Genomic DNA, 14,490 nt, shown 5'->3' with positions numbered 1-14,490 from the left:
ACCTTATCCCTGAGATGGCAATGGCGCGATGGCTGATGTCACGGACCGGCGAAACCACAGCCAGCCACTGAGCATGGCCAGTCCGCCCATCCCGAGGGCTCCCAGCATATCGCCGGGGTAGTGCACGCCCAAGTAGATCCGTGCCCAGGCCATCGGCAGGCCGAGCAGTGCGATCCCGATGCCCCAAGGCCGGCTGCATTGATTCAGCAACAGTATGCCGGCCACCACCCATTGCACAGTCAGATGGTCGCTGGGAAAGCTGCCGGTCGCCGCATGAGACACCCATGCTTGACCGACTCCAGCGACAAAGGGACGTGCGCGATCCCAAACCAAGCCGATGATCAGGTTCGCGAGCAATGCTGCAGCGGCGGCACCCGATGCTTTCAGGGCGATCAAGCGCATCGACTGGCGAGGAACCATCAGCATCCACCCAAGAAGGAGAGCTGTCAGGATCAACGGTCCATCGGCCAGGACGCGCGCCACATGAAGCATCGCTGGCGACGGTGGCACCGGCGAATGAATGGCGTTGAACAGTCGAAGGTCAACGGCGTAAACCATCGAGCCAAATCCCGAGATCGGCGACGTCATGGCTTGCCGTTCGGTGCAATGGCGGCGATCCGTGCGTCCTTCGCTTCGCGCAGAATGCCCAACGCCTCCTTCAGCACGTAGCAGGCGATGGCCGTACCGATCACCAGATCAGGCACGGCGCTGTGCAGAAGAAGCACCAGCACACCGGACACGATCACCGCCAGATTGGCGATGACGTCGGCCCGCGTGCATATCCAGATGGCGCGCAGATGCACTTCACCGTGACGAAATCGCGCCAAGAGCCTCAGCACCGTGGCATTCACGATCAAGGAAACGAAGGCAACGCTCATCATCCATAGGCCTTCCGGGTGGCTACCGGTCACCAGACGCCAGAGCACCCCCACCAGTACGCCGACGCCAAGAACCACCAGCAAGGTTCCATTCCAGTGCGCGGCCGACGCCTTGAAATAGGCGCTGCGTGTCCACGCCAGCAAGGCGATGCCGTAGGCGCAGGCATCGCCCAGCATATCCAGCGAATCAGCGACCAGGCCCATCGATTGGGCGATCAGGCCGGCCACGACACCGACCACGAACATGGTGGCATTGAGACCGAGCGCGATGCGCAGGATGCGGCGTTCCGCCTCGCTGGCGGCTTCGGCGTGGCAACCGCAGTCGCTCATGCGCGATCCTCTTCCGGGCGTGTAGTGGTGGATGCGGGCAATGCGTCGGGAGCGCTACGGCCACGAAGCATATTGAACATGAAACCCGCACTCAGCATCAGGACCACGGCGATTTGTGCGAGCAGCGTCTGCCAGGTCGGATAGATGCCGAGCAGTTCAATGTGCGGCACCGGGGCGACCGTCACCGACACCCAGCCAGCTTCCTGCAACGCGGCGATGCCCTTACCCGCGAGAACGACGGCCAGCACGGCGATCAGGATCGAACTCGCCGCGAAGAACTTGCCGATGGGCAGACGCCGACTGGTGCGCAGCAGGAGCCAGGCGATCAGTCCCAAGGTCACCGCGCCGGCCGCAATGCCGCCCAGCAGCCAGACTTCCTGGCCGTCGTTCCAGAGCGCGGCGTAGAACAGGATCGTCTCGAACACTTCCCGATACACCGAAATGAAGGCGAGGCCGAACAGGAACCACGCCGAACGTCGGTCGAGTGCCGCGGCCATCTTTTCCTTCAGGTAGGCCTGCCAGCGTCCACCAATACTCTTTTGGTGCATCCACAAGCCGACACTGAGCAGCACCACGGCGGCGAACAGCGAAGACAGGCCCTCGGTTAGTTCGCGACCGGCGCCACTGATCGAGATGGCATAGCTGGCCAGTGCCCAGGTGATCCCGCCGGCCACCAAGGCAAGAATCCAGCCGGCATGCACGTAACGCACTTCCACGCGTCGATCTGCCTTGCGCAGGAAGGCCAGCAAGGCGACGACCACCAGCAAGGCTTCCAGACCCTCGCGAACCAGAATCGTGAAGGCGCCGAGGAACGTGGCGGCCGGATCGCCCGCCGCATCCGCCGTGACCTCCTGCGCCTGCGCAAGCAGGACATCCACGGCGTGGGCCTGCTGGGTCACCGCCGGCAGCGCGGCCTTGCCCGACACCGCTGTGCGATAGGCGCCCATGGCCGTTTCGATGCGGGCGCGTAGCGCGCCATCGCGTGCGTTGAGCTGGGGTTCGATGGGTTCGACGCCATCGAGATAGGCCGACAATGCCAGTTGTGTGGCTTCCTTGGCGTCGCCGGCACGATAGGCCGCCAGGCTTGCAGCAAGTCGCCCCCGCGCAAGCGGAAGCCCCGTCAACGCCTGTTGCATCGCCTGCGGATGCGCACGCAGGTAACCGATGATCGCGCGGGCATGTTCGGCACCCAGTGCAGGAGCCAGTTGCGACACGCGTGCTTGCGACAACTCCTTCAGGTCCGCGATCTGCGCACGCGCGGCCGTATCGTGCTGCCAGAGGGTCGCACCGGTCGTGGCTTCGCGGGTATAGGCTAGCGACCCCACGTAGTACGCGAGTGCCCATCGCTCGTCCGACGACAGCCGGGACGAGTAACTGGCCATCGGCGTTCCCTCGACACCGTGGCTGATCACTTCGTACAGGGACAGCGGGCTGCGCTGGTCCGCACGCGCCTGGTCAGTGAAGTCCACCGGTCGCGGATTGAGCTGCAGCCCCACGGGACCATCGCCATGCCCGGTGGCGCCGTGACACATGGCGCACTGGTTCTGGTACAGCGTTGCGCCCTGCGTCAGATCGGGCGCTTGGGCCGGCGCGGTGGGTATCGGGTACGCCTTCAGCAAGGCATCGGCCAGGGCATGTGCCTCGATCGCCACCTGCGCTGGCGAGGCCTTCGCATCCACTGAAGCGATGAGCTGGTCGGCCTGGGACAACAACGCGGGTGTACCGGGCGTCGGCGGCAACGCCTGAAGGCGGCGATGCACGGTGGCTGTGAACTCCCGCATCTCGGCGTATTCAGACGCGCTGAGCACCGCTCCGTTCTTGACCGCGCCGGCGTAATCCGTGGCCAGATAGTCGATCATCTGCCATGTCTGCGGCACGGTTGAACTGACGTCTTGAGCATGCGCCCGCGGGAGTGGGAGTGCCCAAAGCAGAAGGGCGGCCACGGAGAGGTTGCGCAATATGCTGCGAATACGAGTCGTTATCATTCATGTATCGTACTCGACCTTGGCGAAACCGCCAATGCAATGCCTCCCGGCAGAACCCAAGAAACATGGTTGAAGGCGATCCCACCTCGCCAGCTCCAAGGCGTGATGGGCGAAAGGCTTGATTTTCAGTGATGGAACCTTCTACCCAACTCTCCGCAGAAGGAAACCTTGATGCCGGTCAGCTACGTTACCGAGGGACAACGCGACAATTACGGCCGGTACAACGGCAACCCGTCCAGCGACGAACTGGCACGCTACTTCCATCTCGACGATGCAGATCGCACCTACATCGCGCGCAAGCGCGGTCATGCGAATCGTTTGGGCATCGCATTGCAGCTGACGACGCTGCGCTACTTGGGAACATTTCTGGACGATCCGCTGGATCTCCCTGCGCTGGTGTTATCCACCGTTGCCAGGCAGCTGGATATTACGGACACGGATCCCTCCCTCGACGACTACCGGACAGGTGAACTCCGGTGGGATCATCAGCGCGATATCTGTCGTCAATACGGCTTCGTCGAAATCACCGAACCGCCTATCGGCTTTCGATTGGGTCGCTGGCTGTACGCACTCTGCTGGACGGGAACGGAGCGGCCCAGCGTCCTGTTCGAGCGAGCCATGACATGGCTGTTGACGCACAAGGTACTGCTTCCCGGGCGCAGCACACTCGAACGATTTGTCGCTCGCGTGAAAGCCCGCGTCGAAGAGCATCTTTGGCGGCGTCTGGGAACCCGTCTCTTGGACAGGCAGCGCGAACGCCTCGAACAGTTGTTGATCGTGCCAGCCGGCAGCCGCTACTCGCTGCTGGATCAGCTGCGATCGGGCCCCACGCGCGTCAGCGGACCGGCACTCATTCAAACGCTGATGCGACTACGGGAGGTTCGTGAGCTCGGCATCGACCTGCCCAGGGTGTCACACCTTCCGGCCAGTCGCGTCATGGCACTGGCTCGCTTTGCGGGAGCCGCCAAAGCCAGCGCCGTGAGCCGCTTGCCCGACGTTCGCCGCCTTGCCACTCTCGTAGCGTTTGTGCATTGCCTGGAAGCCACCGCGCATGATGACGCCGTCGAAGTTCTTGAAATGCTGCTGCGGGATGTTTTTTCCACAGCGCGCAAGGAGGATCGGAAAACACGCTTGCGCACGCTGAAAGACCTGGATCGTGCGGCCACGCTGCTGGCCGATGCTTGCCAAGTGGTGCTGGACAGCACGCTCCCGGACAAGAAACTACGCAAAGCCTTGTTCGCCAAGGTGCCGCGCGACGTCCTCGCCCAGGCGCTCCAGGAAGTGAGCAACCTGGTACGACCGCCCGACGACGTGTTTTACAGCGAGCTGAGCGAACGCTATCGGCGCATCCGGCGCTTTCTCCCCTTTGTGCTGGAGAATCTGCGTTTCGGCGCGAGTCCCGCAGGCGAGGCTGTGGTCGCCGCCTATGAATGGCTTCGCTCGCATCCCGGGCGATTCAAGGCCGACGACGACGTCCCGCGTGATGTCATTCGCAAACGCTGGCAGCGCTACGCGATTCGCGACGACGACAGCATCGATCATCGGGCCTACACTTTCTGCGTGCTCGACGAATTGCATACGTCGTTACGCCGGCGCGACGTGTTCGTCGCCCCCAGTTGGAAGTATGCCGACCCGCGCGCAGGGCTGTTGAGCGGCAACGAATGGGAGACTGCGCGCCCCATCATCTGCCGCACGCTCAGCTTGTCTCCAACGCCCTCGTCGGCACTCGTCGCGATCACCAAAGAACTCGATGAGACCTACCGCGCGGTAGCGTCCCGACTTCCGGACAATCCTGCGGTGCGGTTCGAAGGCGAGAACGACCTGGTCGTCAGCTCCCTCGACAAGCTCGAAGAACCAGCGTCTTTGCTGGCCTTGCGCGCTGCGGTTAATGAGCGTTTGCCACGCGTGGACATTGAAGAGGTATTGCTGGAGATTGCGGCCCGTACCGGTTTCACCGATGCCTTCACCCATCTCACCGAGCGGTCTGCTCGTGCTGCGGAGCTTCCGATCAGCCTCTGTGCCGTATTGCTGGCTGAGGCGAGCAACACGGGCTTCGAACCCCTCGTTCGTGCCGACATCGCTGCACTGAAACGATCGCGTCTGTCGTGGGTCGACCAGAATTACCTCCGCAACGACACCCTGGTTGCGGCCAATGCCATCCTGGTGGCGGCTCAGAACCGGTCGATTCTGGCCCATCAGTGGGGTGGTGGCGACGTGGCGTCAGCCGACGGGATGCGTTTCGTCGTGCCCGTGCGCACTGTGCATGCGGCCGCCAATCCGAAGTATTTCGGTCGGGAACGCGGCGTGACCTGGTACAACCTGATCTCCGACCAGTTCAGCGGTCTCAACCACATCACCGTGCCGGGCACGCTGCGCGACAGCTTGATCTTGCTGGGCGTGGTGCTCGAACAGCCCACCGAATTGCAGCCGACGCAGATCATGACCGACACCGGCGCATACAGCGACGTGGTGTTCGGGTTGTTCAGGCTGCTGGGGTACCGGTTCTGTCCCCGATTGGCGGACGTCGGCGGCACGCGATTCTGGCGCATCGATCCCGAGGCCGACTACGGCGACCTCAATGCCGTTGCCCGCCAGCGGGTGAAACTGCCATTGATCGAGGAGCAGTGGGACGACATCCTGCGGCTGGTGGGCTCGCTGAAACTGGGTCGTGTACCAGCCAACGGCATCATGCGAACCTTGCAGATCGGCGACCGTCCAACCCGTCTGGCCCAGGCCTTGGCTGAGTTCGGACGGATTGAAAAAACCCTGCACACACTGACCTATATTGACGATGAGGCGAAGCGGCGTAGCACGTTGACCCAACTCAACCGTGGCGAGGGGCGTCACAGTGTGGCGCGCGCCATTTTTCACGGAAAACGCGGCGAACTCCGGCAACGCTATCAGGAGGGTCAGGAGGACCAGCTGGGCGCGCTGGGCCTGGTGCTCAACATCGTCGTCTTGTGGAACACCATCTACATGGAGGCGGCACTGGATCAGTTGCGTCAAGACGGTTTTCCCGTACGGGATGAGGACGTCGCACGGCTGTCGCCGCTCAGCCATGACCACATCAACATGCACGGCCGATATTCCTTTGCCGTGCCCGAGGCAGTGGCCCGCGGAGAACTACGCCCGCTACGAGATCCCAACGATAGGGAAGGCGATTGAGAGGATGAGTGCCCCCGGAGGGGTGTTTGGCTATCTATATGGTTTCTATGGATAAATAGACCTTATCCCGGTTTTTCGTTCCATTGCTCCCCAAACCCCAACACCTGCAGCTGGGCCAGCCACGGCGCGGTGTCCGACGGAAAGAACAGATGGCTCAGCGGGATCGCGAAGAACACGAACACCACGAAGTCGTAGAACTCCAGCGCACCGCCCAGCGCGGCCAGCAGCAGGGTGCGCGCGTCGCGGCGACCCAGCGGGCGCGCCGCCGCGCCGGTCACATCCACTGCCGTCAATGCCGTGGCTTCGTTCATGGCGGGGATTGCGCCTCGCTGCGGAAAGGGTTCGGCAACATAGCGCAGCGCGCATCACTTCGCGACGACATTCGCAACCCCATGCTTCACCCTGCCCAGCGGGATGCCGGGCTGCACGGGCGCGCCGGCCAGCCCGCACGCGCCGCCCGGCAATGTCTTCACGGGGAGGGGAAACGTCGTTCGACCCTGGCCCGCGGCCGGCGATCCGGCATGTGCCGCCCTGCTGCGGCGCACGAGTCCATTCACGCCATCGGGGAGGAGCCTTCGATGAATCTGGGCAAACGCATGGCCGCCGAATGCTTCGGCACGTTCTGGTTGGTGCTTGGAGGCTGCGGCAGCGCCGTGCTGGCCGCGGGATTCCCCGAGCTGGGCATCAGCTTCGCCGGCGTGGCGCTGGCCTTCGGCCTCACCCTGCTGACGATGTGCTACGCGATCGGCCACATCTCCGGCTGCCACATCAACCCGGCGGTGACCTGCGGCCTTGCCGCCGGCGGCCGCTTCCCGCTGAAGGAAGTGCTCCCGTACATCGTGGCGCAGGTGGTCGGCGGCCTGGTGGCCGGCGCGGTGCTGTACGCCATCGCCTCCGGCAAGCCGGGCTTCGACGCCGCTGCCGGCGGCTTTGCCTCGAACGGCTACGGCGCGCACTCGCCGGGCGGCTATGCGATGGGTGCGGCCATGGTGTGCGAGATCGTGATGACCGGCTTCTTTCTCTTCATCATCATGGGCGCCACCCACCGGAGCGCGCCGGTGGGCTTCGCCGGCATCGCGATCGGCCTCGCGCTGACTCTGATCCACCTGATCAGCATCCCGGTCACCAACACTTCGGTGAACCCGGCGCGCTCCACCGCCGTGGCCCTGTTCCAGGGCGGCTGGGCGGTGGAGCAGCTGTGGTTTTTCTGGGTAATGCCGATCGTCGGCGGCATCCTGGGTGGACTGATCTACCGCTACCTGCTGGAAAGCCGCGATTGAGCCACCGTGGCCTCGCCAGCCGGCGAGGCCATGCCTCAGGCCTCGGAAAAGGGAAACGCCAGCACGTCGGCGATCGCATCGGTGTCGGCCAGGCACATCAGCAGGCGCTCCACGCCCAGCGCCACGCCGGCGCAATCGGGCAGCGCGTCGAGCACGCCGAGCAGGTTTTCGTCGAGCGGGATCTCGCGCAGGCTGCGTTCGCGCCGCCGCGCATTGTCGCGCTCGAAGCGTGCGCGCTGCTCGGCGGCATCGTTCAATTCGTGGTAGCCGTTGGCCAGTTCGTAGCGGCCCAGGTACAGCTCGAAACGCTCGGCCAGCGGCGGCTCGCCGGGGCGTATCCTGGCCAGCGCGCACTGGCTGGCCGGATAGTCGTGGATCACCGTGATGCGGTCGCGCGGGAACGCCGGCTGCAGCTTGTGCGTGATCAGCAGGTCCAGCCAGTCGTCGTGGCCGAGGCCCGCCGGATCGACGCCGAACTCGGCCAGCGGCGCATGCAGCTCATCGATGGCGGCATGCACCGGGTCGATGCCCAGCTCGTCCAGGAACAACTGCCGGTAGCTCGTCACCACCAGCCCGGCGCGCCGCCCGACCATCGCCAGCGCAGCCTCGACCAGGGCGACGGTTTCCTGCATCAGCCGGCGATGATCCCAACCGACCCGATACCACTCCAGCATGGTGAACTCGGGGTTGTGCCGGCCGCCCGCCTCGCCATTGCGGAACACCCGCCCCAGCTCGTAGCAGTCGCCGATGCCGGCGGCCAGCAGCCGCTTCAGCGGATACTCCGGCGAGGTGCGCAGCCAGCGCTCGCGCGCGCCGGCGTCGACGTGACCGCTGAACGTGGTGCTGAAGCTCTCGATGTTCGGCTCGGTATTGCCGGCCGCGGAAAGCACCGGCGTCTCCACTTCCAGCACCTGGCGTTCGGCGAAATACGCACGGATCAGTGCGTACAGCTGCGCACGCAACCGCAGCGCGGCGAAGGATCCGATGCCCATCAGCCGGCCTCGTGCTTGCCCAGCAGCGCCAGCAGCTGCGCCTCGTCCCACACCGGCACGCCCAGCTCCTGCGCCTTGTCCAGCTTGGAGCCGGCCGCCTCGCCGGCGACCACCACGCTGGTCTTCTTCGATACCGAGCCGGACACCTTGGCGCCCAGCGCTTCGAGCCGGTCCTTCGCTTCGTCGCGGCCGAGCGACGCCAGCGTGCCAGTGAGCACGAAGGTCTGCCCTTCCAGCGGCGCCGTCGCCGCTTTCGCCGTGTGCGGGATGGCTGCAAGCAGGCGCTGCATCGCCGCCTCGGCCTCGCGCAGCGCGGCCAACGCGGCCGGGTCGGCCAGATGATGTTCCAGGCTGGTCGTCGCCGCCTGCGGCACGCCGGCAGTGATCCAGTGCGCCGATCCGCCGGCCAGCAACTGGTCGAGTGTGGAGAAGTGTTGCGACAGCAGCGCGCAGCTCTTGGGGCCGAGCTTGTTGATGTTGGCCATGCCCAGCAACACGCCGAAGTCCAGCCGCGCACGCAGCTGCGGCGACGGCGCGCCCTCGTCGCTGAACGTGATGCCGGCTTCGAGCAGCGCATCGACCACCTGCTCGTTGCCCGCCTGCGCGAAGAAGCCGGCGATCGAGGTGGCCACTTCGCTGCCGATGTCCGGCAGCACGCGCAGCACCGCCGCCGGCGTGCTGCGCACGAACTCCAGCCGGCCCAGCCACGCGGCCAGCGTCTTCGCCGTGCTTTCGCCGATGTGCATGATGCCCAGCGCAAACAGGAAGCGCGCCAGCGTGGTGTGCCGGCTGGCCTCGATCCCGGCCACCAGGTTTTCCGCCCATTTGGTCGCCACCTTGCCGGCCTTGACAGTCTCCGGCGTGGTGCCGTCACGCTCGTCGATGCGCCGCTTCATCTCGACGAAGTCGTCCACGCCCAGGCCGTACAGGTCGGCTGGCGAATGCACGATGTCCAGTTCCACCAGCGCCTCGGCGAAGCGCTCGCCCAGGCCTTCGATATCCATCGCGCGGCGCGAGGCGAAGTGGATCAGCGCCTCCTTGCGCTGCGCCGCACAGATCAGCCCGCCGGAGCAGCGCCACGCCGCGGCGCCCTCCTCGCGCAGCAGTTCGGAGCCGCATACCGGGCAGTGCGCAGGCATGTGCCAGGGGCGCGTATGCGGCGGCCGCAGTTCGGGCATCACGCGCACCACTTCCGGGATCACGTCGCCGGCGCGACGCACGATCACCGTGTCGCCCACGCGCACATCCAGCCGCGCGACCTGGTCGGCGTTGTGCAGCGTGGCGTTGGTGACGGTGACGCCGGCCACCTGCACCGGCGCCAGCCGTGCCACCGGCGTGGCCGCGCCGGTGCGGCCGATCTGGATCTCGATCGCCTCGACCGTGGTGATCTGCTCCTGCGCCGGGAACTTGTGCGCGATCGCCCAGCGCGGCGCACGGGAGACGAAGCCCATCTCGCGCTGGCCGGCGTAGTCGTCCAGCTTGTAGACCACGCCGTCGATGTCGTACGGCAGGCTGTCGCGCTTGGCACCGATGCGGCGGTAGTAGGCGATCAGGCCGTCGAAGCCGCGCGCCGTGTCCACCTCCGGCGACACCGGAAAGCCCCACTCGCGCAGCTGCCGCAGCGTGGCCGAATGGGTCGGCGGCAGCTCGCCGCCCTCGACCGCACCGATCGCATAGGCGAAGAAACTCAGCCGCCGCTTCGCGGTGACCGCCGGGTCGAGCTGGCGCAGCGAACCGGCTGCGCCGTTGCGCGGGTTCGCCAGCGGCTTCTCGCCATGCTTGCGGGCGTATGCGTTGAACGCCTCGAAATCCTTGTGCAGCATGATCACTTCGCCGCGCACTTCCAGCACGTCGGGCCAGCCCGTGCTGCGCAGGCGCAGCGATTCATCCTGATTTTTCCCATTGCGCAAGCGCAATGGGATCGCCCGCACCGTGCGCAGGTTCGCGGTCACGTCCTCGCCGGTCTCGCCGTCGCCGCGGGTGGCGCCCTGCACGAACACGCCGTGCTCGTAGCGCAGGCTGATCGCCAGGCCGTCGAGCTTGGGCTCGACCGAAAATACCGGCTCGCGCCGCTTCAGCGTCTGCTCGATGCGGCGTTCGAATTCGGCCACTTCGCGGAAGCGTTCGCGATCCGACTCGCCGTCCTGCTCGAACGCATTGCCCAGCGACAGCATTGGGATCGCGTGGCGGACCTCGGCGAAACCGCCCTGCGCGCGCGCGCCGACCTTGCGGGTCGGCGAATCGGGCGAGGCCAGCGCGGGATGCTCGGCCTCCAGTGCCTCGAGTTCGCGCATCAGCCGGTCGTACTCGGCATCGGTGATCTCCGGGTCGTCGAGCACGTGGTAGCGGTAGTTGGCCTGCTCGATCTGCGCCCGCAGCGCGGCGGCGTGGGCGACAGTCTCGGCCGGGGCCAGGCGTTCGGTCATGCGGGTCTCCTTCGGATCTCCCCGCAGTTTAACGACACCGGCGCGCGCTGCGGATCAGCGGTGGAAGTGCCCCGCCGCTTCCGGCTGGTAGGCGATCTCCAGCACCTTCAGCCGGCGCTTGCGGCCGTCCGGCGTGGGCCAGTCGATCTGCTGGCCCTGCGCCAGGCCGAGCAGCGCGCTGCCCACCGGCGCCAGGATCGACACCGTGCCGGGCGTCCCGGCAGCCGCCGGATACACCAGGGTCAGGGTCAGCTTCTCGCGGTTGCTCTCGTCCTCGAAGGTGACGGTGGAGTTCATCGTCACGATGTGCTCCGGCATGGCCGCCGGCTCGACCACGTCGGCGCGATCAAGCTCCGCGCGCAGCGCATCGAGCCTGTCGGCCTCGGCGGCCGGCAGGCGTTCCAGCAACGCTTCGATGCGTTCCATGTCGATGCGGGAAACAGTGATCGGTGGCTTGCTCATGGCTTTTCCTGATACTCGCGGCTCCTGCCGCACAAAAGCACACGCCGGAACGAAGGCCGCCCCGGCGCGTGTGGTTGTTGATGGCCTCGATGCCTATCTGGGCATGACTGGCAGATGAAACAAGGCCCACTGTGCGTATACCGCCGGCGAAAAGCAAGCTGTCACAGCAGTTACCATGCCGCGGATGGTTCCCCATACCGCCGCGGATCCCCACGCAGTCGCCCCCGACGCCGGCATGCCGGCGACGGAAGCGGCCGATTCGCGCGAGATGTCCACGCGCGAGCGCTTCCGCGGGCTGCTGTGGCTGGTGGCCGCCGCATTCTTCATGCAGGCGCTGGATTCCACTGTAGTCAATACCGCGGTGCCGGCGATGGCCGAGGCACTGGCGGTGACCCCGCTGGGCATGCGCACCGCGCTGACCAGCTACGTGCTGACCCTGGCGATCCTGATCCCGGCCAGCCCGTGGCTGTGCGACCGCTTCGGCACGCGGCGGGTATTCGGCGCGGCGATCGTGGTGTTCGGCCTGGGCTCGCTGCTGTGCGGCATGGCGCAGACGCTGCCGCAACTGGTCGCCGCGCGTGTGGTGCAAGGCATCGGCGGCGCCGCGCTGATGCCGGTGGGCCGCTACGTGCTGGTGCGCAGCATCGACAGGCGCGAGTTCGTGCGGGCGATGAGCACGGTGGCCACGTTCGGTCTGCTCGGCTCGGTGCTGGGGCCGCTGCTGGGCGGCGCCATCGTCGAGTTCACTTCGTGGCGGCTGATCTTCCTGATCAATGTGCCGGTGGCGATCGCCGGCGTGTGGATGAACAAACGCGACATGCCCGACTACCGGCTCGATCGCGCGAACCGCTTCGACCTGTCCGGCTTCCTGTTGTTCGCTGCCGCCTCGGCGCTGCTGCTCACCGCCTCGGAGCTGGCTGGCAGCGCGCCGGTGCCATGGCTGCGGATGGGCCTGTACGCGCTGGTTGCCGTGCTGCTGGGCACGATCTACGTGTGGCACAGCCGGCGCACCCCGTATCCGGTGGCGGACCTGCAGCTGCTGCGAGTGCGCAGCGTGTGGGTGTCGCTGGCCGGCGGGCTGTTCACCCGGCTCGGCATTTCCGGCATGTTCCTGCTGCTGGTGCTGTTCCTGCAGGTCGGTTGCGGCTGGTCGCCGCTGATGGCCGGCCTGATGATGGTGCCGCAGGCGCTCGGTTCGATCATCGCGAAGTGGGCGGTCAACCGCGCCCTGGTGCACTACGGCTACCGCCGCCTGCTGCTGGGCAACACGCTGATCGTGGCCGCTCTGCTGGCCGCGTTCGCCCTGCTCGGCCCGGGCTCGCCGGTGTGGGTGATCGCGTTGCTGACGTTCGCCTACGGCGCCTTCGCCGGCCTGCAATACACCACCATGAACACGCTGATCTACACCGACCTCGACATCAAGCACGCCTCGATGGCCTCGTCGATGGCCTCGACCGTGCAATACCTCGCGATGAGCTTCGGCATCGCACTGTCCACCTTGCTGATGGAAGCAATGCTGCAAGGCCACGCCCATGAAGATTACGTGGTGGCATTCCGCTGGACGATGATCATGCTGGCGGCGATCACCGCGGCGGCCAGCCGCATGTTCAGCCGGCTGCGGCGCGATCATCGCCAGCTATCCGGCGCTGCATGACGCGGGAGGCTGCATGTAGCATGCAGTCTTTGTCGAAAGTCCGGGCGCGCGCCGCATGCACCACGCCAGCGAGATCCTGTTCACCCTGTTCGTCGTGTTCGTCGCCGCCCAGATCGGCGGCGAGATCGCACAGCGGCTGAAGCTGCCCGGCGTGGTCGGCGAGATCGCCGCCGGCTGCGCGATCGGCCCGTCCCTGCTGGGCTGGATCACCCCGGAGCAGATCGCCACCGGCACCCCGCTCGACGTGCTGGCCGAAATCGGGGTGATCCTGCTGCTGTTCGCGGTGGGCCTGGAAACGCGGCTGGAAGACCTGAAGAAGGTCGGCAAGGTGGCGTTCGTGGTCGGTGTGGTCGGCGTGCTGGTGCCGTTCGGCATGGGCAGCGTGTGGGCCCACGGCAACGGCTTCGACTGGGACCGCTCGCTGTTCGTCGCGGCGGCCTTCGTGGCCACCTCGGCCGGCATCACCGCGCGCGTGCTGCAGGAGCTGAGCGCGCTGCAGCGCATCGAGAGCAAGGTGATCCTGGGCGCCGCGGTGATCGACGATATCCTCGCCATGCTGCTGCTCGGCGTGGTGGTGTCGCTGCAGGGCGGCGGCAGCATCGACGCCACGCACCTGCTGGTGGTGCTGGCCGGTGCGATCGGCTTCATCGCGGTGATCGGCTGGGGCGGCGCGCGGGTGATGCGCTGGAACTCCGCCTGGCTGGACAAGCCGCTGGGCCCGCATTCACCCTTGATGATCGTGCTGGCGCTGTGCCTGGGCCTGGCCTGGCTGTCCACCCGCTTCGGCCTGGCGGCGATCATCGGCGCGTTCCTGGCCGGCATGATCGCCTCGGAAACCCGCCAGCAGCACACCCTGGAAAAACAGACCCAGCCGCTGCTGGCCCTGCTCACCCCGTTCTTCTTCGTGGTCACCGGCAGCAAGGTCGACCTGCACGAACTGGCCAGCGCCGAGGCGCTGTGGATGCTCGCCGTGGTCACCGCGATCGCGATCGTCTCCAAGTTCATCGGCGGCTGGCTCGGCTCGCTGTCGCTGGGCCGGCGCAGCGCCACCATCATCGGCTTCGGCATGGTGCCGCGCGGCGAAGTCGGCATCGTGGTCGCCACCCTGGGCCTCGCCGCCGGCGTGTTCGACAACCGCATCTACGCCATCATCGTGGCGATGTCGCTGCTCACCGCGATGGTGACGCCGCCGGTCCTGGCCTGGCTGCTGAAGCGCAACGCCGGCGGCAGGCAGATCGAGGTACCCGACGTACGCGGCTGAATGCCACTTCGACGCACCGGGGCCGGCGGCGCTACGCTGTCCGCACCGGCGCCGCCG

10 protein-coding genes and 1 pseudogene are annotated in these 14,490 nt (G+C 66.3%); 4 read left to right on the top strand and 7 right to left on the bottom strand.

Translation table 11 applies throughout. The features are described 5' to 3' along the window. Positions 1-3: 3 nt before the first annotated feature. Genes RHOOR92_RS0102180 through RHOOR92_RS18385 form a run of 3 tightly spaced genes read right to left on the bottom strand, consistent with a single transcriptional unit; the run spans position 4 to position 3,067 of the window. Positions 4-588: a phosphatase PAP2 family protein gene (locus RHOOR92_RS0102180; protein ID WP_008216069.1), complete on the bottom strand. Its 585-nt coding sequence runs from the start codon at positions 586-588 to the stop codon at positions 4-6. Beyond that, positions 585-1,208 (bottom strand): cation transporter, encoded by a 624-nt coding sequence (locus RHOOR92_RS0102175; RefSeq protein ID WP_027489457.1) that lies wholly within the window; start codon positions 1,206-1,208, stop codon positions 585-587. The genes RHOOR92_RS0102180 and RHOOR92_RS0102175 overlap by 4 nt, the downstream gene beginning before the upstream one ends. Further along, entirely contained in the window at positions 1,205-3,067 is a 1,863-nt protein-coding gene (locus RHOOR92_RS18385; protein WP_027492554.1) for an FTR1 family protein, read from the bottom strand. The genes RHOOR92_RS0102175 and RHOOR92_RS18385 overlap by 4 nt, the downstream gene beginning before the upstream one ends. 297 nt (positions 3,068-3,364) lie before the next feature. Between RHOOR92_RS18385 and RHOOR92_RS0102165 the strand changes: the two genes are divergently transcribed. Beyond that, complete coding sequence (locus RHOOR92_RS0102165) at positions 3,365-6,358, top strand: Tn3 family transposase (protein ID WP_027489456.1); 2,994 nt, start codon at positions 3,365-3,367, stop codon at positions 6,356-6,358. A 101-nt stretch (positions 6,359-6,459) separates the two neighbouring features. Here the strand turns inward: RHOOR92_RS0102165 and RHOOR92_RS0102160 are convergent. Beyond that, positions 6,460-6,669, bottom strand: a pseudogene (locus RHOOR92_RS0102160) (MFS transporter); the annotation flags it as partial. 267 nt (positions 6,670-6,936) lie between these two features. Between RHOOR92_RS0102160 and aqpZ the strand changes: the two are divergent. After that, the gene (aqpZ, locus tag RHOOR92_RS0102155; protein WP_081660198.1) at positions 6,937-7,638 is read left to right on the top strand and encodes an aquaporin Z; all 702 of its coding nucleotides are present in this window, start codon (positions 6,937-6,939) and stop codon (positions 7,636-7,638) included. Positions 7,639-7,673: 35 nt separating this feature from the next. Here the strand turns inward: aqpZ and epmA are convergent, their stop codons facing one another. Genes epmA through rnk form a run of 3 tightly spaced genes read right to left on the bottom strand, consistent with a single transcriptional unit; the run spans position 7,674 to position 11,518 of the window. Beyond that, the gene (gene epmA, locus RHOOR92_RS0102150) at positions 7,674-8,630 is read right to left on the bottom strand and encodes an EF-P lysine aminoacylase EpmA (RefSeq protein ID WP_027489453.1); all 957 of its coding nucleotides are present in this window, start codon (positions 8,628-8,630) and stop codon (positions 7,674-7,676) included. Beyond that, positions 8,630-11,056: an NAD-dependent DNA ligase LigA gene (ligA, locus tag RHOOR92_RS0102145; RefSeq protein WP_027489452.1), complete on the bottom strand. Its 2,427-nt coding sequence runs from the start codon at positions 11,054-11,056 to the stop codon at positions 8,630-8,632. Before ligA ends, epmA begins: the two co-directional genes overlap by 1 nt. Positions 11,057-11,110: 54 nt before the next feature. After that, on the bottom strand, positions 11,111-11,518 hold the full coding sequence (gene rnk, locus RHOOR92_RS0102140) for a nucleoside diphosphate kinase regulator (RefSeq protein WP_007508176.1): 408 nt from the start codon (positions 11,516-11,518) through the stop codon (positions 11,111-11,113). A 235-nt stretch (positions 11,519-11,753) separates the two neighbouring features. Here rnk and RHOOR92_RS0102135 point away from each other — a divergent pair, with 235 nt between their 5' ends. Together RHOOR92_RS0102135 and RHOOR92_RS0102130 are read left to right on the top strand one after the other, a co-directional pair. After that, positions 11,754-13,172, top strand: a complete 1,419-nt coding sequence (locus RHOOR92_RS0102135) for an MFS transporter (RefSeq protein ID WP_037114689.1) — start codon at positions 11,754-11,756, stop codon at positions 13,170-13,172. A gap of 55 nt (positions 13,173-13,227) precedes the next feature. Beyond that, positions 13,228-14,433 (top strand): cation:proton antiporter, encoded by a 1,206-nt coding sequence (locus RHOOR92_RS0102130; protein WP_027489450.1) that lies wholly within the window; start codon positions 13,228-13,230, stop codon positions 14,431-14,433. Positions 14,434-14,490 lie beyond the last annotated feature (57 nt).

Source organism: Rhodanobacter sp. OR92 (genome assembly GCF_000427545.1).
In the GTDB taxonomy this organism is placed as follows: Bacteria; Pseudomonadota; Gammaproteobacteria; order Xanthomonadales; family Rhodanobacteraceae; genus Rhodanobacter; species Rhodanobacter denitrificans.
This window is presented reverse-complemented; position numbering and strand designations above follow the sequence as displayed.